Annotated in this window: 25 protein-coding genes and 2 tRNA genes; 19 read left to right on the top strand and 8 right to left on the bottom strand. The window is 31.1% G+C overall.

All coding sequences use genetic code 11. The annotated features are described in order from the left end of the window. Nucleotides 1–48 precede the first annotated feature (48 nt). Complete coding sequence (locus AC5YGG_RS04430; protein ID WP_496143249.1) at nt 49–816, top strand: MBL fold metallo-hydrolase; 768 nt, start codon at nt 49–51, stop codon at nt 814–816. An 80-nt stretch (nt 817–896) separates the two neighbouring features. Then, nucleotides 897–976 (top strand) — tRNA-Leu (locus AC5YGG_RS04435). Nucleotides 977–1,290: 314 nt separating this feature from the next. On the opposite strand, the gene AC5YGG_RS04440 is transcribed toward AC5YGG_RS04435, so the two are convergent. Continuing rightward, the gene (locus tag AC5YGG_RS04440; RefSeq protein ID WP_496143251.1) at nt 1,291–1,701 is read right to left on the bottom strand and encodes a hypothetical protein; all 411 of its coding nucleotides are present in this window, start codon (nt 1,699–1,701) and stop codon (nt 1,291–1,293) included. A gap of 277 nt (nt 1,702–1,978) precedes the next feature. On the opposite strand from AC5YGG_RS04440, the gene AC5YGG_RS04445 reads away from it, so the two are divergent. Both AC5YGG_RS04445 and AC5YGG_RS04450 read left to right on the top strand, forming a co-directional pair. Further along, nucleotides 1,979–2,051, top strand: a tRNA-Phe gene (locus AC5YGG_RS04445). Nucleotides 2,052–2,247: 196 nt separating this feature from the next. Then, complete coding sequence (locus tag AC5YGG_RS04450) at nt 2,248–3,456, top strand: tyrosine-type recombinase/integrase (RefSeq protein WP_496143253.1); 1,209 nt, start codon at nt 2,248–2,250, stop codon at nt 3,454–3,456. 336 nt (nt 3,457–3,792) lie between these two features. Here AC5YGG_RS04450 and AC5YGG_RS04455 read toward each other — a convergent pair whose 3' ends face one another. The 3 genes from AC5YGG_RS04455 to AC5YGG_RS04465 are packed head-to-tail and all read right to left on the bottom strand — an operon-like array spanning nt 3,793 to nt 5,739. Next, nucleotides 3,793–4,536 carry a hypothetical protein gene (locus AC5YGG_RS04455; RefSeq protein WP_496143254.1) on the bottom strand — a complete coding sequence of 248 codons (744 nt, stop codon included), beginning with the start codon at nt 4,534–4,536 and terminating at the stop codon, nt 3,793–3,795. 12 nt (nt 4,537–4,548) lie between these two features. After that, on the bottom strand, nt 4,549–5,136 hold the full coding sequence (locus AC5YGG_RS04460) for a recombinase family protein (RefSeq protein ID WP_496143255.1): 588 nt from the start codon (nt 5,134–5,136) through the stop codon (nt 4,549–4,551). A 60-nt stretch (nt 5,137–5,196) separates the two neighbouring features. Continuing rightward, a complete protein-coding gene (locus tag AC5YGG_RS04465) occupies nt 5,197–5,739 on the bottom strand; it encodes an antirestriction protein ArdA (RefSeq protein WP_496143256.1) in 543 nt (180 codons plus the stop codon). A 520-nt stretch (nt 5,740–6,259) separates the two neighbouring features. On the opposite strand from AC5YGG_RS04465, the gene AC5YGG_RS04470 reads away from it, so the two are divergent. The 14 genes from AC5YGG_RS04470 (at nt 6,260) to AC5YGG_RS04535 (ending at nt 20,385) form a co-directional block, all read left to right on the top strand. Beyond that, nucleotides 6,260–7,348: a ComEC/Rec2 family competence protein gene (locus tag AC5YGG_RS04470; RefSeq protein WP_496143257.1), complete on the top strand. Its 1,089-nt coding sequence runs from the start codon at nt 6,260–6,262 to the stop codon at nt 7,346–7,348. Beyond that, a complete protein-coding gene (locus AC5YGG_RS04475) occupies nt 7,348–9,690 on the top strand; it encodes a ThiF family adenylyltransferase (protein ID WP_496143258.1) in 2,343 nt (780 codons plus the stop codon). The genes AC5YGG_RS04470 and AC5YGG_RS04475 overlap by 1 nt, the downstream gene beginning before the upstream one ends. Nucleotides 9,691–9,708: 18 nt before the next feature. Next, nucleotides 9,709–10,404, top strand: coding sequence for a hypothetical protein (locus AC5YGG_RS04480; RefSeq protein WP_496143259.1), 696 nt, complete (start codon nt 9,709–9,711; stop codon nt 10,402–10,404). 345 nt (nt 10,405–10,749) lie between these two features. Next, on the top strand, nt 10,750–11,313 hold the full coding sequence (locus AC5YGG_RS04485; RefSeq protein ID WP_496143260.1) for a hypothetical protein: 564 nt from the start codon (nt 10,750–10,752) through the stop codon (nt 11,311–11,313). A gap of 10 nt (nt 11,314–11,323) precedes the next feature. Next, entirely contained in the window at nt 11,324–11,734 is a 411-nt protein-coding gene (locus AC5YGG_RS04490; RefSeq protein WP_496143261.1) for a hypothetical protein, read from the top strand. A 4-nt stretch (nt 11,735–11,738) separates the two neighbouring features. Beyond that, a complete protein-coding gene (locus AC5YGG_RS04495) occupies nt 11,739–12,086 on the top strand; it encodes a hypothetical protein (protein ID WP_496143262.1) in 348 nt (115 codons plus the stop codon). 319 nt (nt 12,087–12,405) lie between these two features. After that, on the top strand, nt 12,406–13,878 hold the full coding sequence (locus tag AC5YGG_RS04500; RefSeq protein WP_496143263.1) for a hypothetical protein: 1,473 nt from the start codon (nt 12,406–12,408) through the stop codon (nt 13,876–13,878). Nucleotides 13,879–13,917: 39 nt separating this feature from the next. Beyond that, nucleotides 13,918–15,174, top strand: coding sequence for an RHS repeat-associated core domain-containing protein (locus tag AC5YGG_RS04505; RefSeq protein WP_496143264.1), 1,257 nt, complete (start codon nt 13,918–13,920; stop codon nt 15,172–15,174). Nucleotides 15,175–15,497: 323 nt separating this feature from the next. Beyond that, nucleotides 15,498–16,559 carry a hypothetical protein gene (locus AC5YGG_RS04510; protein ID WP_496143265.1) on the top strand — a complete coding sequence of 354 codons (1,062 nt, stop codon included), beginning with the start codon at nt 15,498–15,500 and terminating at the stop codon, nt 16,557–16,559. Nucleotides 16,560–16,577: 18 nt separating this feature from the next. Next, a complete protein-coding gene (locus AC5YGG_RS04515; protein WP_496143266.1) occupies nt 16,578–17,294 on the top strand; it encodes a hypothetical protein in 717 nt (238 codons plus the stop codon). Nucleotides 17,295–17,323: 29 nt separating this feature from the next. Further along, nucleotides 17,324–17,845, top strand: coding sequence for a Pycsar system effector family protein (locus AC5YGG_RS04520; protein ID WP_496143267.1), 522 nt, complete (start codon nt 17,324–17,326; stop codon nt 17,843–17,845). Then, a complete protein-coding gene (locus AC5YGG_RS04525) occupies nt 17,842–19,119 on the top strand; it encodes a nucleotide-binding domain-containing protein (protein ID WP_496143268.1) in 1,278 nt (425 codons plus the stop codon). The genes AC5YGG_RS04520 and AC5YGG_RS04525 overlap by 4 nt, the downstream gene beginning before the upstream one ends. A gap of 167 nt (nt 19,120–19,286) precedes the next feature. Then, the gene (locus tag AC5YGG_RS04530) at nt 19,287–20,051 is read left to right on the top strand and encodes a hypothetical protein (RefSeq protein ID WP_496143270.1); all 765 of its coding nucleotides are present in this window, start codon (nt 19,287–19,289) and stop codon (nt 20,049–20,051) included. Nucleotides 20,052–20,145: 94 nt separating this feature from the next. Next, nucleotides 20,146–20,385: a hypothetical protein gene (locus AC5YGG_RS04535; protein ID WP_496143271.1), complete on the top strand. Its 240-nt coding sequence runs from the start codon at nt 20,146–20,148 to the stop codon at nt 20,383–20,385. Between the two features lie 64 nt (nt 20,386–20,449). On the opposite strand, the gene AC5YGG_RS04540 is transcribed toward AC5YGG_RS04535, so the two are convergent. The 4 genes from AC5YGG_RS04540 to AC5YGG_RS04555 all read right to left on the bottom strand — a co-directional run bounded on the left by AC5YGG_RS04540 (nt 20,450) and on the right by AC5YGG_RS04555 (nt 24,529). Then, nucleotides 20,450–21,658, bottom strand: a complete 1,209-nt coding sequence (locus tag AC5YGG_RS04540) for a hypothetical protein (protein ID WP_496143272.1) — start codon at nt 21,656–21,658, stop codon at nt 20,450–20,452. A 158-nt stretch (nt 21,659–21,816) separates the two neighbouring features. After that, nucleotides 21,817–22,134 (bottom strand): helix-turn-helix transcriptional regulator, encoded by a 318-nt coding sequence (locus AC5YGG_RS04545; RefSeq protein WP_496143273.1) that lies wholly within the window; start codon nt 22,132–22,134, stop codon nt 21,817–21,819. A gap of 95 nt (nt 22,135–22,229) precedes the next feature. Then, a complete protein-coding gene (locus tag AC5YGG_RS04550) occupies nt 22,230–23,351 on the bottom strand; it encodes a hypothetical protein (RefSeq protein WP_496143274.1) in 1,122 nt (373 codons plus the stop codon). Nucleotides 23,352–23,542: 191 nt separating this feature from the next. Continuing rightward, nucleotides 23,543–24,529 carry a class I SAM-dependent methyltransferase gene (locus AC5YGG_RS04555; protein ID WP_496143275.1) on the bottom strand — a complete coding sequence of 329 codons (987 nt, stop codon included), beginning with the start codon at nt 24,527–24,529 and terminating at the stop codon, nt 23,543–23,545. 319 nt (nt 24,530–24,848) lie between these two features. Here AC5YGG_RS04555 and AC5YGG_RS04560 point away from each other — a divergent pair, with 319 nt between their 5' ends. Next, nucleotides 24,849–25,322, top strand: coding sequence for a hypothetical protein (locus AC5YGG_RS04560; protein WP_496143276.1), 474 nt, complete (start codon nt 24,849–24,851; stop codon nt 25,320–25,322). Nucleotides 25,323–25,355 lie beyond the last annotated feature (33 nt).

The raw sequence follows: 25,355 nt of genomic DNA on the forward strand, positions 1-25,355 counted from the left end.
ATTAAATTTTTTGTAAATTTACCAAAATTAAACCAACCTCAAAACAAAATGAAGTTGAAATTTTTAGGAACCGGTACTTCCCAAGGTGTACCCGTTATAGGCTGTACATGTGAAGTGTGTACTTCCGAAAATCCCAAAGACAAACGCTTACGCTCTTCCGTCATGGTAACTACGGAGGAAAATAAAAAAATACTCATCGATTGTGGTCCGGACTTTAGGCAGCAAATGCTTACCAACCATGAGCATACCGTAGATATTGCGCTCATCACACATGAACATAATGATCATGTAATTGGGCTGGATGATATGCGCCCTTTAATTTTTAAAAGTGGAAAAGACGTCCCGCTTTATTGTTATTCCAGGGTTGCCCATGAGATTAAAAACCGTTTTCCTTATGCTTTCGCAGATGTGAGATACCCCGGTGCGCCCGCTTTTGAATTGCATGAGATTGAAAATAAACCTTTTCATGTTTTAGATACTGAGATTACTCCTATTGAGGTCATTCATTTTAAAATAAGTGTCTTTGGATATAAATTTAAAAATCTTGCTTATATTACTGATGCAGGTTTTATTTCCGACACTGAAAAAGAAAAATTAAAGAATCTGGATATATTAATCTTAAATTGTATCAGAAAATTTGACCCTCATCCGGCACATTTTATTCTTCCGGATGTTATCAGGCTATTTGAAGAGTTAAAACCTAAAAAATTATTTCTCACTCACATTAGCCATCATCTAGGAGTGCATGATATTGAAGATAAACAACTTCCACCCGGAATACACCTTGCCTACGATGGTTTGGAAATAAATTTCTAAAAATTTCCTTTCAAAAAACTTTGGAGTATTAAGAAAAGTTTCTATATTTGCACACCGATTCGAAACAAGGTAACACACTTGCCCAGGTGGCGGAATTGGTAGACGCGCTGGTCTCAAACACCAGTTCTTAGGAGTACCGGTTCGATCCCGGTCCTGGGTACAAAAAAATCCCTGCAAACAATGTTTGCAGGGATTTTTATTTTCAATTACATATCGTCTAAGTTAGGTACCATGTAAAAATGGATCAGGAGCAAAAGTTGGGGGCTACGCAAAAAGTTTCGTTAATCTGAAGAAAAAAATAAATTATCTTTTTAAAGCTTTATACTTAAATTTTCTATAAACGCAAAGACATGATGGAATTGATTATTAATAAGGGAGCTAAGACAATTGATTCAAGCTTTGCTTCCTAAAATACAACACCAGATAATAGAAATCCTTTGCGTTAAATTTTAAAATTAAAATGATCTAAATATTCTAAGCCCCACAACTTTTGCGCTTGATCCCTACTAATCCGGGAATCCATTGTTTTTTTATTCCTTGTGCGCCTCCATCTTCCCATCCAGTTCCAAAGGTATCCAGGAAAGTGACTTTATCAATTTTAACTTCAATTTTCTTGCTTACCTGGTGTTCATTCAGTTTATAATTAGCGATACATCCATTAATTCCGCCTACAAAAGTTGCAATCTCATTCACCCAGAAATTGATTCTTTCTTCTGCTGAATAATAAGGCAGTTTTGTAGAAAACTGATAAATCCTAGTAGGATTTTCGCTGATAAATTTCTTTTCTTTATAACTCTTTTCAAGCTCAGCTTGTAATCCTGTAATAGATTCAGTTTTGGATCTGCCTGAATCTTTTACTCCATTAGAAGGATGGAGCCTTGCCATAAAGGTAAAAGACTGCCTTGTCCGGTAAAGAAATGATTGGCAATGGCTCTTTCGTTTTTTCCGCATCCATCTTATATCTGAAAACCAACTAATATAGTTTTCAATTCTGCTTCAAGATAGGCTTCAGACTATGATTTGGTAAGATTAACGTTAAAAATATCATATTTAGCCATTCCATTGGTATACAACAAAAAAAAGAACATAAAAAACTTGCGTGGTATTATAAAATAGCATAGTTTTGCACCACTTTAAAAGAAAAAAAAATTAACAATACAATGGTTTCTTAGCTCAGTTGGTAGAGCAATGGATTGAAAATCCATGTGTCCCTGGTTCGATTCCTGGAGAAACCACAAAAGTTAAACACAATTTAACTTAACCAATCAAAAAAATCCTTTTTAAACAATGTTTAGAAGGGATTTTTGTTTTAATGATGTTTAATAGTGTTTCATCAAATTTAGTCCTTTTTTGTCCCTATGTTGTCCCTGAGGACAATTTAAAAAGATTTTCAGTTGTATCACAGACTAATTTTGAAACAAAAAAAGAACTATGAACATTGCATTTTTTTTAAAAGAGCCTAAAAAAGCAACCGAAACAATGGTATATGTCTCAGCAACCGTAAAAGGTCAGAGACTGAAACGCTCCACAGGGGTAAAAGTAAAACCCTCACAATGGACGGGGACAAAAGTGAGACAACTCGCTCCCGAATCAGCAACTAAAAATCTGAAAATTGAAAACACTGTCAAAATCTTAAAAGAGATTGAAAGGGAGTATTTACTGAAAGAACAACCTCTATCTAAAGAGATTTTAGAAAAAGAGTTTGAACACAAGATTACCCCCGTCGGCACGGCAACTGCTAAGAAAAGAGATGTATTAAGCGTTTTTGAGGAGTTTATTGATGTTAGAAAGCAATCCGTATCAGAAAATACCATTAAGACCTATAAAACGTGTAAAAACCACCTTCAAACGTTTTCAGACGAAATGAAGTTTGATATGTCATTTCAAAACATTACGCTTAACTTCTATGATGAGTTATTGGCATATTTCATTGAAAAAAATTTCTATAATTCTACTATTGGAAAATATGTAACAATACTTAAAACCTTCATGAATTGGGCAGGAGAAAGACGATTTCATAATAATATAGAATTTAAAAAGTTCTTAGTTTTCAAAGATGATTCTGAAAAAATAAAACTTACTCCTGAAATTGTAGAAAAATTGAGAACAACTGATTTTGAAAATGATTACAGTAATATTGTAAGGGATATTTTCATTTTTAGTTCCTATACAGGTTTGAGATTTGTTGACATTCAAAATATGAGACCTGAGGATGTTACAGAAGACTTTTTACGCTTACATATCAAAAAAGTTAAAGAAATGCTTGATATACCTTTATTAGATGTACCAAAAGAAATAATTAAAGCTCACACGGAACGCTATGGCAGACTAAAAGTACCCACTAATCAATTCTGCAATAGAGAAATCAAAAAACTCTTTGAAAAGATTGGCTTTGATGATAAAATACGGTTTGTAAAATATTCAGGCAAAAATGAGATTACAGTAGAAAAAAATGCTCACGATTATTTAACAATGCATTATGGAAGGGTATTTTTCATTACCAACTCATTGATTAATGGAATGAATGAAGAGTTTATCAGAGAGATTACAGGTCATAAGGATTACAAATCTTTCAAAAAATACGTTCAGTTTTCCCGTGAAATGGTAGCTGACAGTTTACATTCTGCATGGGAAAAATAAAACCCTATCTTATTGATAAATTCTTATTTTATCCTAAAATAGAAATAACAAAAATATATATTTTAAGAGCCTGACTTATGCAATTGTAATAGGTCAGGCTCTTTTCTTGTTTTTCAAAACCTTAAAAATTACGGAATGTTATTATTTTGAAAAATCAACAGGTAACTAAATTAAGTACCATATTAACTATATAGAATAATAAAAGCAACCACCAAACCTTGATAATAAAAACACCTCATTTTGCCTTATTTCTGATCTGTCGATAGTGATAATTATATTTTCTTGGTGTGGGTAAGCCTACTGTTTTTTGCCTTTTAAGAAATGTTCTTCTAATCGTCACTCTGGCAGATCATTTAACTTCCTCCTATCTAAAATATAGCTCATAGCAGAGGAATAATCTTTCATTTTTTGATAGTCATTTTTTTTCTCATTGAAGTTATCTCTTAAATTCATCGCAAACATTAAGAACAAAGGACTCATCAACAGAAATAATAGGACAATAATTACCTGCTGTTCCTTACCATTAATTCCAAATGTTAATAGTAAGAAACTAATACAAGAAACTAATACCGAACCCATTGAAAGAAAATTTGACAAGTCAATCGGAAATTTTGGTTCATTTCTATTTGCTAATCCTCTATCAATTTCAGCCCTAAAAAACTCTATTTTCTCATTACTTATTATACTGTAAATATCATACAATTTATGATGCCAATAGGACTTTATGACTATTGAGTTCCAATCTACACCATGTAAAATTACATCTAACATATTTTGCTTCAAAAAGCCTATATTATTTCTAACATTCTTAAACAGTTTTATTCTCTCAACCACAATTGTTGTATAAATCATAAGCAACATTACTATTAAAAAATAAAAGGATTTAATTTTGAAAAGAACAGACGGAGATTCTATTATCTTTTGTAGTTCATCAGCAAACGATAAAATACTAATAAGAGATCCTATTAATGCTAAAAACAATAGGCTTAAATCCCGATACTTATTTTTTTTCAATGTTGTAATAGTATTGTTAATATTGTTTTTTCCTAAAAAATCGCTGTAATCTTGGTAAAATTCCATATAATTATTTTTCTAAATATTATTTTTTACTTTCTGTACAGTTCCAATGCTGACAGAACAAATTTTAGCTGTATCTCGTATTGAATTTCCTTTCTTTAAGCTCTTAATCACTTCCTTATATTTAGAAAGAAAATCCTCTACACTTTCCGTAGAACCCTTCTCACGCCCTTTGTAAATGCCTTTAGCCTTTGCAAGCGCAATGCCCTCACGCTGGCGCTCTAAAATGGTTTCACGTTCCATTTCGGCTATATTAGCCATAACAGAAATAATCAGTTTAAACGCCTGATTTTCTTTGCCTTTAATCAAACTTTCTATTCCGAGATTATCCACTTTGAGAATAACGCCCTTTTCTTTGAAAAATTCCAAAGTAGTAAGAATGTCATACAGGTTTCTTCCGAGCCTGTCAATTGAACTTACCGAAACATAATTGATTTCATTATTTTCAATTGCTCTTATCAGTTCCTTTCCGTGTTCTCTGTCTTTGAAAGGTGTAGAACCGCTAACAATATCAATAAAAACCTTTTCGCCCTGCGCTTGTTTTTCTTCCTGTCTTGCGGTGTTCTGCGCTCCTGTCGAAACTCTTATATATCTTGCTTTCATAACTGTAAATTGTTATAAAGCACCCTGCAATTAAGCAAGGTACAAAGATTAGTATTTTAATTAGTTTTTGAAATAATAGCCGTTAGAACTCATATAATCATACATCAAATGTCTGGCGGTTGCTTCCCAATCAATGCAGATGTAAGACGGCAAGTTTTCAGGAATTGAGCCATCCTGTTCTAAAATGTCCTGTGCAAAATCCTCGTCTGAACTGTACTCCCCATAATATGAATCTGAAAGACTATATAATAGGTTTTCAATGTCCATATGATAATAACTCATACACTCTGCATAGGCTTCTATTACCTCAAAATCATAATCTGAATTATTGATTTGTTCGGCTATTTCGTAAATATCTGCTGAAAGATGGCATTCGTTGATTAGCTTTTGTTTGATAAAGAACTCTGAACATTCATAATCCTGAAACATATATTCAGGGTCGTCTTCGTCTTGGTGAAGTTCCTGCATAGCCTGTAAAAGCTCGTCATAATTTGAATAATCTGAAAGGTTTAACCATTCACCATAGATTGACCCTTCATTGTACTTTTTGTACGTTCCAACATAGATACTGAAAGTATCAAGACAATTTGTTAACTTTGCCATTGTAAATAAGTTTTAATTAGCGTTAGAATTTTTTACACCTCCCCGTTCAATATTGGTAGTATTGACGGGGTTTTTTGTTGGTTTATAGTAGTCGAAAACTGTGCCAAATGTTGTAAAAATAGGGTGATATTCAATGAAATAGCAAAAATATCTTGAATCCATAGAAAATCTCTTCAAACCTGTTTTAACTCTAGGTTACAGTCTAAAAATGTTCAAAAAAATGGCTGAGGTTTTTGCACCTCCCGAAAACTTTTGACCAACTTTCAACAGGTGGGGGTACTATCAAAAACATGCCCTATGGTGGGGTGCTTTTGTTTAGATACCTATTGTTTCTATATACATTTCGTAAAGATAGAAATATTGACATTTTAGCATTACTCATAATCCATTACTGTCATTTTTTCATTAAAAATATATAATAAATATTTTTTCATTAAATAAAGTGACAATTTATTCACTCTATACAATTTGGATTAACAATTGTGTTTTAATTACTATAACAATAACACAAAATATTTTTATGACTGTAGCAGAAAAAATTATCAAACCTACTCAAGCAGGTATCTTCCGAACTGTCTTTCTATACACAGGACAAGGTGAGGCAACATTAATGGTCATTCCAACAGGTCAAAATGTAAATGATTATATGTATGTATTAGTGGATTCTGACAAGGATAATGAAGAAAATGAAATCGATTTAGTTTACTTATTTAAAGAGCTATTCAGTAACGGTGGAAAACTTTCAACTTTTATCAATACTCATCCACATAACGACCACATAGGTGGTATTAAAGAAATATATGATGAAATTGGATTTTCTGAAGTCTGGCATTCAAATCATAAAGCTGGCGGGAAACATAAAGAAAAATATGAGGTTTTTACTGAAGTTTTAAAAAAAGTAGGAAAAAGCAATGAATATTTTTTGTTAGGAACTAATGAACTTAACAAAATCAGGACATCTGAGAATGTACCAACTACAAAAAAGTTAGGTTTAATTGATTTTCAAGTCATATCTCCTGCACAATATTTATGTGAAGATATTCAAGAGGGTGATGCAGATGAAAGAAATAAAAGAATTCATGAGCAATGTGGTGTAATAAAATTTACTTATGGAACGAATCCAAAAAGTATTTTAATGACTGGTGATTCTGATAAAGAAGCATGGAAAGAGCATATAACAGAATATCATAAAGATAGTTTACCTGCTGACGTATTAAGTGCAAGCCACCATGGTTCCAGAACATTTTTTAAAAATGGAAAAGATGATAAGGATGTTTATGAAACACATATTGAATATATAAAACCGTCTTACCTAATAATAAGTGCTCCCAAGCAAAGTGAAAGTCCACATGAACATCCACATGACGATGCTATGGAACTATATAAGAAGCATATTGACGAGGATGGTATTTTACATCTTGGTGCTAACATTGAATCGGTAATCGTAGACATTGACTCTTATGGCAATATAACTGTTAAGACTGATAAAGAATTAATTGAAAAATACGGTATATCTCAGAATGGAAGTGAGAATGGAAAAAATGATGCATCCAAAAATGTTTACATCGGAGTACAAACATCAAGGATTGATAATAAACCTATGGGGTAATGTTGCAGTGGTTTAAAAAACATCCAGAGTTTTTACGCAGAGAAAGTAATGCTTTGGCAAATGATAGTAATTATAAGGAACTCTTTCAACATCGTGATAATCTATTTATCTCTCATGGCAATATTGTTGTGAGAGCAAATGGCTTACATCGTTTTCCAATCTTAGTCTTGTATTCAGATGCAACCCCTTATCGATTGCCAATGATTTTCCCATTGGAAAGGCAATTATTACAAGAAGAAATTGTTGAGCTATCAAAGTTACAGCTTTCTGAAGCGCTTGAAAATATTAAATCTTTCACAAAATTTTATTATAATCTTCGACATCAGAATAGCTCGGGGGAATTATGTACTTTAGAAAGGGAGGATTTGGATAAACCAATAAGTATTTATGGAATTTCAACAATACTTCAACGTGTTACAGATTGGCACATAGGACATATTACTGGAGAATATCCTCCTGATAGTGAAGATGTCAATTTCATCGCTCATTTTAATGATATTAGCTCAGATGTAAAATTTTTCTACTCTGAACAATTTTTGGATTTATCCTTAACAGAAGGTGATTGTTATGCTAACCTTTTTAAATTTATCCCAAAAGACCCAATTTTCACTGAAAACAAATACATATACTTCGGTTGTTTTATTGATGGTAAGAAAAATGGGATTTTTACACAAATCGATGTTGACCTTACCAGATTTGGAATAAAAGATATTAAAACTTCTCTCGATTTATACTCTAAAAACAGTACTGTTGAAGGATTGTTAAAGGATAAAACTTTAGTAAAAGCATCTTGGTTTCATATAAACTCAGAACCCGCTCCCTTTGGTACAATTGAAGAGCTTATCATTATTATCGGTAATGGAGACTATCAACATGGGCTAATTAGGCTATCCCAATCGATTCACAATTTTAAGAACTTGGATGAATATTTCTATTTAGGATTAAGATTTCCAAACAGAAAAGGTATTACCGAATTTCAACTTTTTAAAATTTTAAAAAAAGAATTGTCAGAAGGATATATAATAGGACAAACTGACAATACACAAAAAATAAAAGAAATTTTTGATTGCTACGATAAAATTGAAGCCGTTCAATCTGAAAAGCTGACAGAGGAATCATTTCATCAACGAAATAGTAAAAGAGCTGATTATGATATTTTAAAAGATGCGTCAATTAATATTTTTGGAGTAGGAGCATTAGGAAGCGAAATTGCTGACTGTACGACTAAGGCGGGTATTGGAGATATTATGCTTGTGGATAACCAAGTTATGCACGCACATAATGCTATAAGACATTTAGCTGGTATGGAATACATTGGTATTCCGAAGGTAATAGCAGTATGGCAAATACTTAATAGCCACAATCCTTTTATAAAAATTTCACCATTTACTGGTGATTTATATCAGCTAGATCCAGAAAATTTGGTAGATGATTCTATTACAATCTGTTCAGTTGCTGATGATAATGTTGAAGGATTTATTAATCAGCAGTTGGTTTTATCAAATAAGTCTGCGTTTTATGTTAGAGCTTTACGAGGTGGGAAAACTGCTCGAATTTTCAGAGTAATCCCTGAAAAAGATGCTTGCTTCCATTGTTTAAGCCTTTATAGAAATGAAAATAAATATTTCATTGAGATTCCTGAAGATACGGAATATCCTACACTAAAAAATGAATGTAATAATCCTATCAGACCTGCAAGTGCCGCAGATTTAAAACTAATTGCTTCAATCGCTTCAAGATTTATCATTGAACATCTCCAAAGTGGAGAGTCGGAAAATAATCATTGGATTTGGTCAACCGATACAATTGATGGAACTGTTATAAATTCACACAGTATATACAGTCAATACATTCCACCACACAATGAATGCGTTTATTGCAATAATAAGCAGAAAATACAGGTTATAATAAGTAAAGATTGTATCTCATTCATGCAAGACTTAATCCGTGAAAATTCAACCATAGAAACAGGCGGAGTCATGGCGGGAATTAAGGATGAAAATGGTAATATAGTCATTACTCATGTTTCAGGTCCAGGACCAAAAGCAGTAATGTCATCAACCAAGTTTGAAAAAGATATTGAATTTTGTCAAAATTTTTTAGATGAAATTTATCAGAACTCTAATCAAAGTACAATTTATGTTGGAGAGTGGCATTCCCATCCTTCAACAAATAATCACCCGAGCGAAACAGATGTAAAAAGTCTTACGGAAATTGCTATTGAAAAAAATTACTTGACGGATTGTCCCGTTATGATTATTTTCTCAAATCAAGGAAATCCGTCTTGTACTTTACACCCAGCAGATAAGCCATATTATTTTTCTGATTTGGAAATAAAATAATTAAAATACAATGTAAAAATGCTTACAAATCCATATTTTTATCGTGCTCGCCTTTTCCCCGCATTGATAACATCCATACCGATGCTTATTTTTGTCAATAAAATTATAGCTGTCCAGTATGCAGATGCTTTAAAAAATGTTTACGACATTTTACCATTTATAGCACATTTTGGACTATCAGGAGCAATTATTTTTTTATGTGTTCAAATAAATCGAATTGTTGCAAAAGAAATTTTTCAGCGATTACATTTTAGAGAAGAATTATTAATGCCAACTACCAACCATTTATTGATTAGTGACACACACTATCCTACATCAATAAAAGACAAAATTCGAAACAAAATTAAAAAGGAATTTAAAATCGTTTTGGCTGATGCTCAATCAGAAACGCAAAATGAAAATAATGCTCGCAAATTAATTGTTACTGCTGTTTCTCAAATTAGAAATGTTTTGCGAGGTAATAATTTGTTACTACAGCATAATATTGAATATGGTTTTTGGAGAAATTTAATTGGAGGAAGCTTAATCGCAGTAATTTTTGCAATTGCAATTTTTTGGTACGGAGCATACAATAAATTAGAAGACCAAATAATTACAGGGATAATTTGCTTTATCTTGTATCTAGTTCCAATTGTTTTAAGTAGATACATTATTCGTCGATATGGTAATTATTATTCGAAGATACTATATGAACAATTTTTAAGTATGAAGTAATAAATATATTAACGTAAAAAAATAACCTTGTAATATCATTTTTTTCTCATTTTTGCAAAACATAAAATCTAAAATGGTTTAATTATTGATATAGAAAAATTTATCTAAAAAGCTGTCTAGCTATTTTTAGAAGACATCAACGAAAATAAGTGTGATACTTATTTGCTTTGCTAGTAAGAAATTTGGCGATTTTTAAGGCAAACCGAAGCAGATACAAGTAGCACCCACCAATGGCGTGGGCGTTCTGCTTTGTGTTTGTCGGGTTACGCCAAATACCTTTACTACCAAAGCGTGAATTAGCTCACGCTTATTTTTTTGCCTATAACAAGCATAAAATATAATAGAATGGGGTATCTACACAAAATCATTGAATTAGAAAAACAAAAGAACTTTCGAGAGATTGCAACAACTCTTTTCATGGAAGCCGAAATCAGTTACAACCAAACTGGATGGAGCGAGAAAAAACCAAACATGAAATACTGGGAGTTTGTAAGCAAAACAAAGCACCTTCTTAACAAGGACTTCCATAAAAACATTATGTTTGGCGACTTACAGCCTAATCCACATCTAATAAATGCTTACAAAATGATTGGCGGAAAAGGTGACATTGCATTTTGGAGAGAAGACAAATATCCCCTTGATGGAGCTATAACGCGTCTCATGTTCACCCCGACAATTTACATTTACGCAAAAGAATGTTGTGAAGTATTTGAAGAAAAGATAGGTAATAAGCCGTTATTTATGAGTGGTTTAAATCCTCAAGGTGTTATCAACAAATACAATTCCGAGAAAAACACAATCAAATCATCTTCTACCTATACAAATAGTACTTCACAAGGTGGATGTATGGGAGTTCTATTGCTAATAATCGGAATTATTAGCCTATTGATATTACAAATTAACTCATAAAAATAAAAATATGAAAAAATTAATTTTTACACTTTCGGTGGCAATGTTGGCAATGTTGCCACTATTTTCATGTTCATCATCTGGCAATGACGAGCAGACAACCAACCCTACAACCGTAAACAACAACAAAATCAATCCCCCTGCATGGATTATCGGAAAATGGACGAGTTATTTAGGTGGTACAGCTTACCAATCTTATACATTTTCAAACGGAGATATTGTTATGTCGATGGGTGGATATTCTCAGAGCTACAAGTATATCGCCGATAACGGAGGTTATTCTCAAAAGTCAAGCGATACGGAATTTACTTTTACCCTTGCTAATGGCGGAGTTGCTCAAACTTTTAAATATAAGAGAGTAACAGCAACCAAACTCAACTTTGACAACGGAAACGGAATAACAGAATTTATTAAAGAATAACAAAATGAAAAAATTACTATTTACTCTTGCATTGGCGTTGCCAACACTTTATTTTGCACAGGACACACAGAAAGATAAAAAGTGCGATTTACCTGCAAATTATCAAGAACCTGCGCCAGATAAAAAAATCCAATCTTTTTTGAAAAAAGTTGATGCAACGATTGAAGACCTTAGAAAACACGTTACAATAGATAATGATTGTAACGAAAGTGATGTTGTTTTCTTGCGTATTTCAGAACAGAAAGGAAACGGACTTTATGATTTGTGTGTAAAAGGTAAAAATATCAAATATAAACGCATGGGAAGTGTGTTTATGAAGGCAAATGAAAATCCTTTTGATGTTACAAAATGATGTTACATATACCATTTAAATTTAAACCTTACAGCATTTGGGATGATGTATTGTTTATTTTGATGATGGTTTCAATCCTTGTATTGTACACGGGGTGTTTTTATTTACTCATGCAGGGTTTGAAATTCACTATTAATGCGCTCAAAAAGCATTTAAAAAAAGAAAAATGCTAAATACTTTAAACCTGTTTATAACACGACAGGTTTTGTCGTTTTGTCGAACTACATTTGCTTAGATAGAATATTTCAAAATATGGGGAAAACCGTATGTTATTTTAGCCAATTTTAATTATACTTGCAATCATAAAAACACCTCTGTAATGCGAAAAATTTATTTTACCGCAATTTCATTAAGTATTTACCAATTAGGATTTACACAGATTCCTAACCTTTCGACTATTTCCAGACCACAAGCAAGTGGATTGGGTAATTATTCGAGCAACGATTATAGTAGTTCTACGAATAGAAGTTTTCAGAGAAATTATCCATCTATACCAAATACCTATCAAAAATCTTCAAATACTAATCATCTAAATAACTACGAAGCACAGGCTCGCTCACAGCATAACATTGTCATGCAGAGTATAGAACAAGATATGGCAGAGGTTCGGGAAATGCAATTCCATAAATGGGTGGAAGACGGCAGAAATATGCCGTATGACTTACCTACATTATCAGCCAAAGCAGGAACACAAGCATATTATGATGCTTTTAGCAAACTTTCTGGAATGGATTCCGAAAATTACTCATTAGCAGATGTAAACTTCACCGTAGAAAATGCTTTTTATGATAATAAACAGGATGTATCCAAATTCAAAGCAGGAATACAAAAGACAGCAAAACAACTCTTACAGAAAATGAAGGAACGCAAACAGGACGCGGAAAGCAATGTTTCTAAAAACCTGATGTTGTTCGAGTATTTTTCTAAAGATATGAATCTTGGAGGAACAGCCCACAAAGCCTTTGAATATGATTTTAAAGATTATATGGGACAAAAAGATTATTCTAAAATGTTTGTTTCAAAACTCCTCAAAACAGGCTCAGGACAATGTCATTCAATGCCTTTATATTATTTGATGTTGGCAGAAGCTATGAATACAGAAGCCTATTTATCATTAGCCCCGAATCACTCTTATATCCGTTTTGTAGATGATGAAGGAAAATTGAGAAATATGGAACTTACCAATGGGATGTTTCCTACTGATAATGCATTTTTAGAATCAGGATACATCAAATCAGAAGCCCTGCAAAATAAAATTTATTTGGAGAACCTTACAAAAAAAGAACTGTTAGGAATGGCTTATTTTGATTTAGCGAGAGGGTATGTAAGCAAGTTTGGTTATGATGAATTTGTTAATGAAGTTATAGACAGGGCATTAGAACTTTACCCTAACGGAATAGCTCCGAATATGGAGAAGGCAAATGTCAGTCAGGTAAGATTTGCCCATGTGATGAAACGATTAGGTATTAATCCCGAAGACAAAAGAGATTTACAAAGAATAGGTTATTTTCCAAAGGCTGTTGAACAGTTAAATCAAATCAATGAACAGTTTAATAAGATTGATAATTTAGGATATGCTGAAATGCCTGCATCTGCGTATGAATCATGGTTGGCAAGTCTGAAAACAGAAAAGAACAAACAGGAAAGTGAAGCGTTGGCAGAAAGAATGCGCTTGTATCAACTTCAAAAGCAAAAGGAAAGACAGGAACAGCAAGCTGTTAAAAAAGCTCAGGAAAAGAAAAAGCAGGAACAAAAACCGAGATATATTCCAATTGACCCTAATAAACTATAAAAAAATGAATAATTTTAACAATCATAAAAACAAATGACTATGAAAAGAATATTATTGATTGCTTTTGCAATAATAACAGGCTTTACACAGGCACAGGTCAAGAAAACCCAAACGAAACAAAAACCCAAAGTTGAAAAAAAATGGGTAAATCCTGTTAAATTGACAAAAGAAGAACGTAACCGTCCATACATGGATGAAGTTTTGAAAACAAAGGATTCATTAACACCACAGGAAGCAGAAAGACGTAGAAAAAATATTGCTATCGGAAATCCTTTTGCTAAATATGGGGTTTATCCGAAGATTGCAACATTAAGTAAAGGTAAGTATCTGGAATTTCACGACACAGACAGTATTGTAGTAATTGGTTCAGTACGATTCAATACAAAAAGAGATAATATCATTGAAGTAAGGGAAGTTGATTTGTCTGATCCCGATGCACAACCTATTGCTGACACTCATGGGCGTTGGATGTCTCCCGACCCTTTAAGTGAGGAATATAGTAGTTGGTCTCCATATAATTATGCTCTTAATAATCCTATTCACAATATTGATCCCGACGGCAGGGCTGTAATTGGTAGTGGAGACAACATTACTTATACTGGAGATGATGCAAAATCTGCTTTTTTACAACTTAGAAATTCAATGTCATCAAAACCTGCTGATGATATAACCGTTAACAGCAAAGGAATCATTTCAAGTATATTAAGAAATGGTCAGCCTAACAGATTTTTTGATGAAAGTGGGAAACAATTGTTTTTTAATGATTCGCAAAATGATGATAAATATATATTATCTCAAAATTTTGATGTAGGAGACAGGCTATATTACCCTATCTCATTTTCTACTTTACAATCACAAGTAACAGATGTTTCTGATAATAATCAATTAATTCTTATGAACAGCATGAATAACTTAGGAAGTAAACTCAATGCATCAATTGGTTTATTTTTAAGGTCTTATAATTTTGGTTTTGGGAAGGGTTCTGATTTTACATATAGTTTTTTAGTCCCTTTTCTACAAGGCAAAAATGTTGATGTTACAAATGAGAATTTACAAGATAAGTTTATTCCAAATGCTTTTTTCAGATTTGGCAATGTAAATATGGTTTATAATACTTTTGATGCGGGCAATTTTATGTGGGGGGCATGGGCTAAATACACAGGTCTTTCTGCTGAAAAAGCCATGTGGGGAGCAAGAATGAATGAATTTGGTAGTGATAGCTCTAGAGATCAGAATGCTATTTGGAGAGGACATAGATATTTTTATAAAGGAACATACCAAGCACCTAAAAGATGAAAAAAAGAAGTTTTTTTTTATTACTAATTTTAATAGTTTGCCTGTTAGTAAGATATAGACTATATGTTAATCTAATACCTAATTTTGTTTATGATGTGGTAAACCCAAGACAAATACAGGGAATTTTTAATATAGTATTTTATTTAGGAATAATATTTCAAGCAGTAATAATTATTTCAATAGCAGTTAATTATAAGAAAATGAAAATTCAAGATTTTATTATTGCAGGGTTATCCCTGATATTCCTAATATCTTTTATTGTTTTAGTATTAACTATATGATGTCGATCAATAATTCCTCTTTAATAAATCACAATCTACAAGATGTATAGAATAATACTAATCAGCATTTTTTTCATTTCAATGCTTTCAAAAGCACAAGACAATCATTTTTATTCAGATGCTTACCAAGCTATTGATAATATGCTTAATGATAAGCAACAATACAGTTTTAAGGAAGCCGTATTTGGTGTTGAAAATGCTTATTATCAAGGAAAATTAGACGTAGATGAGTTGAACAGTAAAATTGGTTTTTTAACGAAATTTTGCAATAGACTTATTACAAATAGAAAACTTAGCTACACGGAAAAAGATATAGAAAAAGTAAGCAAATATGCAGCTATTTATACAGTAATGTGCCAAACTACTCCTGTTATTTTTGGAAAAGAAGATACATTAAAATTCAAGCCTTTTGTCTATGATTTTGAAGACGTATTCGGACATAAAGAACTATCTAATCTGTTTGTATCAAAATTGTTAGATACACAAAAAGGCAACTGTAATTCAATGCCATACCTGTATAAGATTTTAGCAGAAGAATTGGGAGTTGATGCCAATTTAGCACTTGCGCCAAACCACGTTTATATCAAGCATAATATTAAATCAATTGGTTGGTACAATACCGAGCTTACAAGTGGTATTTTTCCAATTGATGCCTGGCTGTCTGCTTCGGGGTTCATTCATTTGGATGCCATTAAAAATGGCGTGTTTATGAAAGCCTTAAACAATAAAGAAAGTCTTGCTTTGCTATTAGTAGATTTAGCAAATGCCTACAATAGAAGCTATCCAGATAATGACGGTAGTTTTGCATTGAAATGTGCTGAAAGGGCGATACAGATTTATCCTTATTTACCTAATGCTCTTTTATTACAGGCTGAAACTCATACAAAGCAGTTTAAAAAGCTGATGAAGGAACAAAATACAAAAGATATTCAGGCTACGTTAAGCAATCCTACGGCTAAAGAGCTTTTTGAAACAATGAATAAAGAGTACGCCCACATTCATAAAATAGGCTATCGCAGTATGCCAGAGGAAATGTATTTGGATTGGTTGGTGTCTTTGAAAACTGAACGATTAAAATATGAAGATACGAGATTGCAGAAATAATAATAAAAATACAATAATATGACAGGAGATAAAATTATAGAAATAATTATTACAGTTTTATTTTTTTTAAGTGCAAGTTATTTTATTTTTTATAAAAGCTGGTTGAAAGCACTTGGCAATGAAGTAGCAAAACTAGTTACCATAAAAGATTTAACAGAAATTCAAGAAAACATTAAATTAGATTTTAGTAAACAGCTTGAAGAACACAAAAGTAATTTAAATGAAGAACTGTCCCATAAAATTGAGCCTTTAAAAGCTGAATTATCTAAAAATAATATTACTCATCAAATACAGTTTTCATTCTTACACCAAGAAAGAGCTAAGGTTATTTTAGACCTGTATAAAAAACTTGTGGAATTACAATCTGCAATGGTTAATTGGACAAACTTTATGCACCCTGTAATTCAAGATGCTGAAAAAGAAGCAAAAGAGCGAGTAGAAAGAGCAAACTTGGCTTTTAATGATTTTAGAAATTTTTATTTACTAAATAAATTATTTTTTCCTAAATCCTTTTGTGAAGCATTTGATAATATCCTTGATGAATATTGGAATAAATTGTGGGATTTTGGATTTAAAGAAGGTATGATAAGAGAAAACAGATCTATAACAGATGACTTTTATCGTAATTTAATAAAGGAAATGAGCGAAATCTCTAAAGAATTGAAAGAAAAAATACCTGAAAGAATTGCAGAAATTGAGAACAAGTTTAGAGAAATGCTAAATGTAGGGGAATAAAATAACAATTATTATAAATTCAAACAATTATGGAAAAAAAATCCGATAACTTAAAATATATACTTACAAGATATGATAATTATATTAATGCATCAAACGTAAAAGGGACATTTATAGTCTCTTTGAATACTTTTATTGTGGGTTGTATAATAATCAACAGAAAACCTTTAGTAGATATTTTCGTTAATAGTAAGGCTCTACAAACGTCAATAAATGTATTAATTTATTTAATTTGCATTCTTGCTTTAGGAATTATTGTATCAACAATTTTAGCATTATTTCCCTACCTAAAATCAGGAAATTCTTCAAAAGACAATTATCATTCTCATATATATTATGGTTCTGTGGAAAGCTTTAGCTCAGCCGAGGAATATATTAAATCTTTTGAGAAATTGGATGATGATTCTTTTAACCATGATTTAGCCAATCAAATCTGGATTGTTGCAAAGGGAGTTTCAAGAAAATATAAATTTCTTAATTATTCCATGATAATTATATATCTCGAACTATTTTTATTTTTAATAACCCTATCTCTTATATTATTTCAATGAATACAATTTTTGGCAACTCACTAAATAAAATTGATAGCATCTTGTCAAAACATGAGCATCAAAGTTCATCTATAGAAGTTTTTAGCAAAGGAAACACTTATTCTAATTTGAATGAAAGTAGGACATTACCTACTCCATATGAAGGCGATAAGACATTAATTGCGTACGATAGAAACTTTGTTATCGAAAACTATGGACATAATGAATATTCATTTAACGAAATAAAAATTGGTACTCACCCCGATTTTGATGACTTAGATCATTCAAATTTTCTAATGCATCACTGCGTTTCGATGTTTATTGATATAAAAGGTTCTACAAAACTAATTGACAGATATTCGATTTATGAAGTAAGATTAATTAAAGACACTATTTTAACATTAGTCATAAATGTTGTAAGCCAATTCGGTGGACATGTTCAAAGATTACAAGGTGATGGAGTATTTATATTATTTGCAAGGAGAGATAGGCATCATATCAATTCAATTATAAATGCGCTGAACTCTAGCTCATTACTCACTCAATTTATATCTGTTGATCTTGCCGAAATTTTCAGAAAAAATGATATAAATCCTTTGAGAATAAGAATAGGCATTGATTATGGGGATGAAAATAAAGTTTTATGGTCTTATTATGGAATTTCTGGTTGTGATGAGCTAACTACGACAAGCTTACATACGGATATGGCAGCAAAATTACAGGCAAAGGCTAACGATAATTGTGTGGTAATTGGAAATAATTTAGTTAAAGAACTTGATTTAACTCGTGATTATGTCAGTAATTATTATAATAAAGAAGGGAACCGAGAGGAAGTCTTTCAAGTAACACCTACATTAACTTATAAATTTTATGTTTTTGAATGGAAAAAATATCTCAGCAAACATCCGAATTTCAAGTTATTAGCATCTGATACAATTAAATACGAAAAACCTAAATTATATTTGAAATGTGAATATGAGTTTAATAATAAAACTTTTGAATACTTTCCAAATTCTAAAGGAATACCAAAATCTTCAACAATAAATTTCACCTTATATGAAAATGGAAATTTATACATTAGAAAAAGCTTTGAAGAGATAAAATGGACTATTTATAACTCTGGAAATGAAGCTAAAGAAGATAATTGCTTAGAACAAGAAATTGATGAATCTTCTAAAAATCAAATTGTATGTAGTGCAAATGCAAAATATTTAGGTTTACATAAAATTCAATGCAAATTAATTAGAAATAACTCAGAGAATATTAATGTTGAATTCCCTGTGATAGTTTATTGAATTAAAAAAAAGAAAAAACCACTAGAGATTCTAAAAACATTTTTTGGGATTCTATAACCATCAAAAATGAACAAGATGACTACAATTAGAACTAAAAAAATTCATCTTGGTTTTGGAAGCCTAACAATTTATGAGGTTTTATCGAATAACAGAAAAATTACAAAACTATGAAAGAAGTTTATCTAGCTTATTTTGATTTTATGGGCTTTAAAGAGTTTATTATAAACAACGATGATGAACATATAATGCGCCGAATGGAACATATTTTCAGAGATATACATATGTGTTCAGGAAATGGTAATTATCAACAAGTTTCTGCGAGCGATATTATACCTGATTTATCACAGTCTAAAATTAACAGTTTAAACATATCTGATACAGTCCTATTTTGGACAAATCAATGCAATTATGAAGATTTAAAAGAATTAATAAAAGTTGCATATAACTTCAATCAAATGGAGGTAAATCAAAATTTCCCATTGCGAGGGGCAGTTGTTAAAGGATTTATTAAAGTCGTATCAGGAAAAAACGTAAATGAAGTTGGAGGCTCACATTCTATACAATGTCTATATGGCAAAGGCTTAGTTTATGCTCATGATATAGCAGAAGCACAGCAATGGTCAGGATGTATCGTTGATGATTCTGTAATTCAAGATTTAGAAATAGAACCTGAGGGCATTCCATTTATTGAAAGTTTAGCTATTAAATATAATGTGCCATTCAAAGAAAAAGTTTTTGGAAAAGCATTTCAAGAATTTTATGCTTTTAAACTTAAAAGGAGTGCTATAAATAATGAGGAACATTTAAACAATGCTTTAAATTCTATTGTCCAAGTATTTTCACAGGACAATAAACCTATTGAACGGGATGATGTTAAAATGAAAATAAAAAACACTCAGGATTTTATAATTTTCACAAAAGACATAAATTAATTGAACTGATAATCAACAACTTACAATATAGTTTTAGCAAACCCTCAAACAGATAAATCGTGTTGTATAATTGTATTAATTAAATTTTATTAAAATGAAATTAAACATTAGCTACAACGGAACAATTTATAGAGCTTACGTTACAAAGGAAAAATATTCCTACATTTTCAGATTGCAAAGATGTGGTGGATTTATTGATTATTACGAGCCGTTTGGCTTCGGTAGATATTCATGTTCAATCAAATGTAGATTGAAACATTACAAGGATTTTAAAAAAGGAATTTTTAACGGCAATTCTACTCCGAAAAAGTTTAAAACGATGATCAATTCCTGAACCTAACACAAAACAGAAACAGGCTTTTCTTAAAGCCTGTTTTTTTAAAAAAATTTTGAAACCATTAAAGCTCATCAACCTTTAATCTTCTGACCGTATTAAGAACGCTACGGTAGTATTTTTCAATCGTATTTTTACACCTGCCTGAAACTGTTCGTAACGTTTTTTGAGTGATTTTCGGGTACTTTTCATAATCCCAGCTCAACACACAATCCACTAAACTTTTAAAGGTATTTTCAGACCTTTCATTTCCTAAAATCTTACCATTAATTTTTCGCTTTTCGTCTATTGTATTAATTTCAGCACCATAAACAACCCTTCTTTTAGCATTATTTCTTGGTTCGACATTTCCTCTCCGATTATAGACTTTAGTAGCTATTTCGTCTATTTCTTCCCATTCGAGAGGTGGATTACAACATTTAGAGTTATATTTTTGTAGATAACGTTTAAAGTTAGTAAACCTTGCATCAGGATTAATTGAAATAAGACAATAAGCGTAAGAACTTACTCGTTGATTCCTTAGTCCTTCAGGAACAATTTTACGGGGAGCATAGCATTTACAATACTCCACTTTTTCTTTTCCAAAATCATAATACCCTTCTTTATTAAATTCAAAGTTTTTTTCTGATAAAACATCTGATAAATTGTTGAATCGAATTTTACCCCCATCGAGAGGGTAACCTAAATTTTTTATTTTATTACTATTACAATGGGGGAGCTTTTTTACTTCATGTACAACAGTTGTATTGAACTCTGATAAATCAATTTCAACAGCATTTTCATTGTAGTATGCTTCTGTATCAAAACTGATAATGTTCACTCGACTACAATCATTGCATGATTTATCATAAGGGATACCCAATATATCTACTATATGTTCATAACTTTCCTTGAAATTCTCTTTTACAAGGTTTCTTACTTTTACGAGTAATCCAAAACCATTTCCTCCAACACTTTTCCATAATGCTGTAATATAAGTTGTGTCGTAGTTAAAGTCTTTTTCTCCGTCTATATCAAAATACAAGAATCCCGTTGATTCATCTGCATTTTCGGTCTTGACGTAGTTATTCTTGAAAGTGTAGTTAAAACAAATTGAAGGTAATGTTATTTTTATGGCCTGATATTCTTTATTTTTTTTATCTATTTCTCGTAATTTTAATATTTGGGGGACTTCTACCCTTTTTGCATCTTTAAGATGTTCAACAAACCCAACTACGGAGTTTATTTGTCCGATAACATTTCGGTTTTTTACGTTTTGTATAACTGAAAACATAAGCTTCTTAATTTTTGGGCAATGGAAAACCATGCAAAGGAATTTCCACTGCGGATTAATATTTGTTCGATAAAATTTGTTTTTTTTAAGTCTTTAAGAAATAAGACTTTGATATGAGATAAACAGCGCTGTTTAGAAAGTAATTTTACTTGAAAAAGTTAGTCTGAATGTTGTTTTTCAGAATTATAAATATAATTCAAAACATCACTTCTTTTGTAAATAGGGCTTTTTCCAGACCTACCAACAGGTTTTAATAAACCTTTTTTGTTCCAAAGCCAAATGGTTGTTCTCTTTTTTTTGGTAAGTTCACATACTTCAGCTATTAAAAGATGTTCATCTTTTTCCGATTCCACAGAATCTTTGTCTTTACTTTCTAATTTTGAAATTAATAAATCTAATTTCTCGTCTGTTTGGTTTTCTGACGGAAAAGCACTCACTAATTGAGTGATAATCTCTAAGAGTTTTTCTTGTTTCATAATGTTTATTTTAAATTATGATACAAAAATACTTTAGTGAATTATCCTCAATCAATGCCTGTACTTAAATAGGGACAAAAAAGGGACTCAAAAAATTAGATTAGATACTTAATCTCTCTTTTGGGAGGCTTACAATCTCTCATTAAAGTTTTTTGAATGGTATCTTTTTTAAACTTTTTATAATCCTCTTCATCATAAAACATAAAGTTTTTAATTATCCATTCCGAAATCTGCTCTTTGCTATCAGCAATTAGGTGACCATCCTCATAAAGTTGTTTAAAAAAATACACAAGCATATTAGAACTTCCTCTGAAAGTAATTTCCTTGTCTACATTAGTCAGTTCACCGAAAATTAGTTCTCCCAAAGATGCACTAAACTCTTCATTAATATATGGCTCAAGCGAACTAAGAACATTTTCTGGGTGAAGAAATTTTATAGGCTCTTGACTTTTAGCAACTTTTTTTGCAAATGCACCTTCATTATGTAAAAAATAAGGATATTCAAACCTCAGATTCATCGCTAACTTTGTAATATTGTCTTTGTAGTTTGCAAGTACTTCTAATTTTGAATAATATTCATTTGCTAATTTTTCAAGCTCTTCATTTATATCGCTATTTTCCAAAGATTTGAATTTAGTTATTTTAAGGTCGAAATCCTTTTTTGCATAAATGTATTTTATATAATTCTCTACCCTATCTAAATGAAGCGAAAAATAATTTCTAATTTTTAATGTAGCATTATCATTATCTAAATCAGGAATTTTCTCACTATAATCATTTAAAAATCCTACTAAAATTTGTTTTTTTTCACCTCTACTTTCATTTTTTCTACCATAATACCAATAGTAGATACGCGAAACATAGGCAAAATAATTATAGGACAGCAATTTGCTATAATAGAATAGGTCTTGAAATTCTGTAGGCAATTCAGAATTTCGGAAATACTGATAATCTAATTCTATAAACTGTTCGTAATTGTAGTAAGATTCTTTGAGTTTATCCCAAAATATCAGTTCCATTTTATCGGGATTTTCTGTATACAAGTCCTCAAATGCTGTCTTAATATCAAATGGAAATTGCTGTTTATTATCTGAATAAATAGATTCTAATAATAAAATTTCATCATCATAGCTTTCAGGTTTTGACTTTAAAATTCGTTGAAAGGTGTATCGAAATTCATTGAGAAGATTGTAAAAATTGTTTATCTTTGCTTTCATAGTCTACTAAACAGAGTTAAACAAATATCGGCAAAAAACATTTCATTTATTATTTTTTGTCTCTACTTTGTCCCTCTCGAAAGTAAACAAAGTTTTAAATCATTGAAAATCAGAATAAAGGGATGTTCCTGGAGAAACCACTTAAAAGCCTTTGACTTTTCAGAGGCTTTTTTATTGATATGTAATGAACATTATTTTGTTCTTTTTACTCTATATATTCCAAATACAAAATCACTGGGATTAGATTTTAAGAAATCATCTTCCAATTGGAAAATAGCCTTTAAAACCCTTTGCTTTTCAATGTTTGATTCATTCTCTACAAAATGATGCGCAATGTCTTTAAATACACTCTGAAGAAGATTATTACCTATTGCTTTTTCTTCCACGGTTTCAAAATATTCATGAATAGCAGGAATAATGCTTTCTGAGTCTACACATTCAGAAGGATCAGCAATAATCATTCTTATCACACCACTTCCGTAATAAGTGTTTTTGTAAAGATTAGTCTTAAATATTCTTTTATAAGGTTTAGGAATAATCTGTAAGGCTCTATTGATATACAAGATTTGCTCTTTTGAATATTGAAGCCTGTTTTTTCCCACGAATTCATTAATGATTAGGCAGCCGTCAGGTTTTAAACTTTTGATCACCACCTCCTTTAAAAACTGAAAAATATTTTCAAAATGATGTAAAGAAGCGTGGAAAAATACAATATCATATTTTCCGGGCTCAAAATCATATTTTAAAATATTCTCTGCATGGAAAGAAATATTATGTAAATCTTTACTTTTTGCGATCTCATCAGCGATTGACAGAAGTTGGTCTGAAAAGTCAAAACAATCTACCGTCCAATGAGGATTAAGTTCTGCGAGACGAAGTTCATGACTACAAACTCCTGAACCGAGTGCGAGCATTTTTACCTCCGCTGCATTCTGAAAATAATTTTTGCTGAGATATTCTTCATAAGTAGTATCAGGATTTCCCGTAACCAATTCATTCCATCTTAATCTAATTTCAGGAATACTCCAAAAATTAGCCGATTCAATTTCTTTTTCATTAAAAGCACTTTTTGTCCTTTGAAAAGAGTCTATTTTTAATTTGGAAAAAAGAAAAGGCAGACCTCTTTGATGGAATTTGATATAGATATCTCTGAGATCTTCTAATGTTAAAAGACGCATTATTAATTTTTATCTCTGCAAGTTAATTAAAAAATGAAAGAATGAAAAGAATATTATTTTTCATTAATCTTGTTGGTAAATCTAAAGGGGTCACAACATAATTCCATACGATAAAAACTCTCTTATTTCGCAATGGTTCTGTATTTTTTACTAACTTTTTATTCAAAAAACTTTTAAATTTGGGAAACATAACAAAAACACGATGAATAAACCAACCTCAGAAATAAAATTATCACCAAAGACATTCTCAAGAAAGTCAAATTTAATGTTTTTATAGTTATCAAAAAATATTCATTAAAACTTTTAACTTTCTATTGTTATGAAAAACTTTATCATTCTTCTTCTATTATCGCCATTGTTTTGTATAGCGCAGCTTACTTATAATGATCTTACTTTTTTAGCAAATAACAAAATCGATAAAAATTTAGACTTTATCCAAAGTAAAGGATATGCATTCAGGGAGGAAAGAACAACCGGAGATGGTACAAAACAGATTTATTATGAAAAAGGGAAACTAAGCCGATCCATGATTGTTATGCGTGTATTAGACAATCAAAATATTGTTTTATCTTATATTCCTGAAAACAGGAGCAATTTTGAAAGCATACAAAATGAAATAAATAAAACAGGATTCCAGTTTCTAGAATCTACACACAGTGACAGAGATAAATGTTCATCTTATCAGTCAAAAGACTATTTTGCTAAACTTTGTGCAGTAAAATTCTCTGAAAGTGCTGAAACATCTTACAATATTACTTTCTATAGAAGAATAATATTTTACAATAATTTATAAACATTTTAAATTTTATTTAGAAAACGGAATCTA

Source organism: Chryseobacterium sp. CS2K3 (assembly GCF_059515185.1).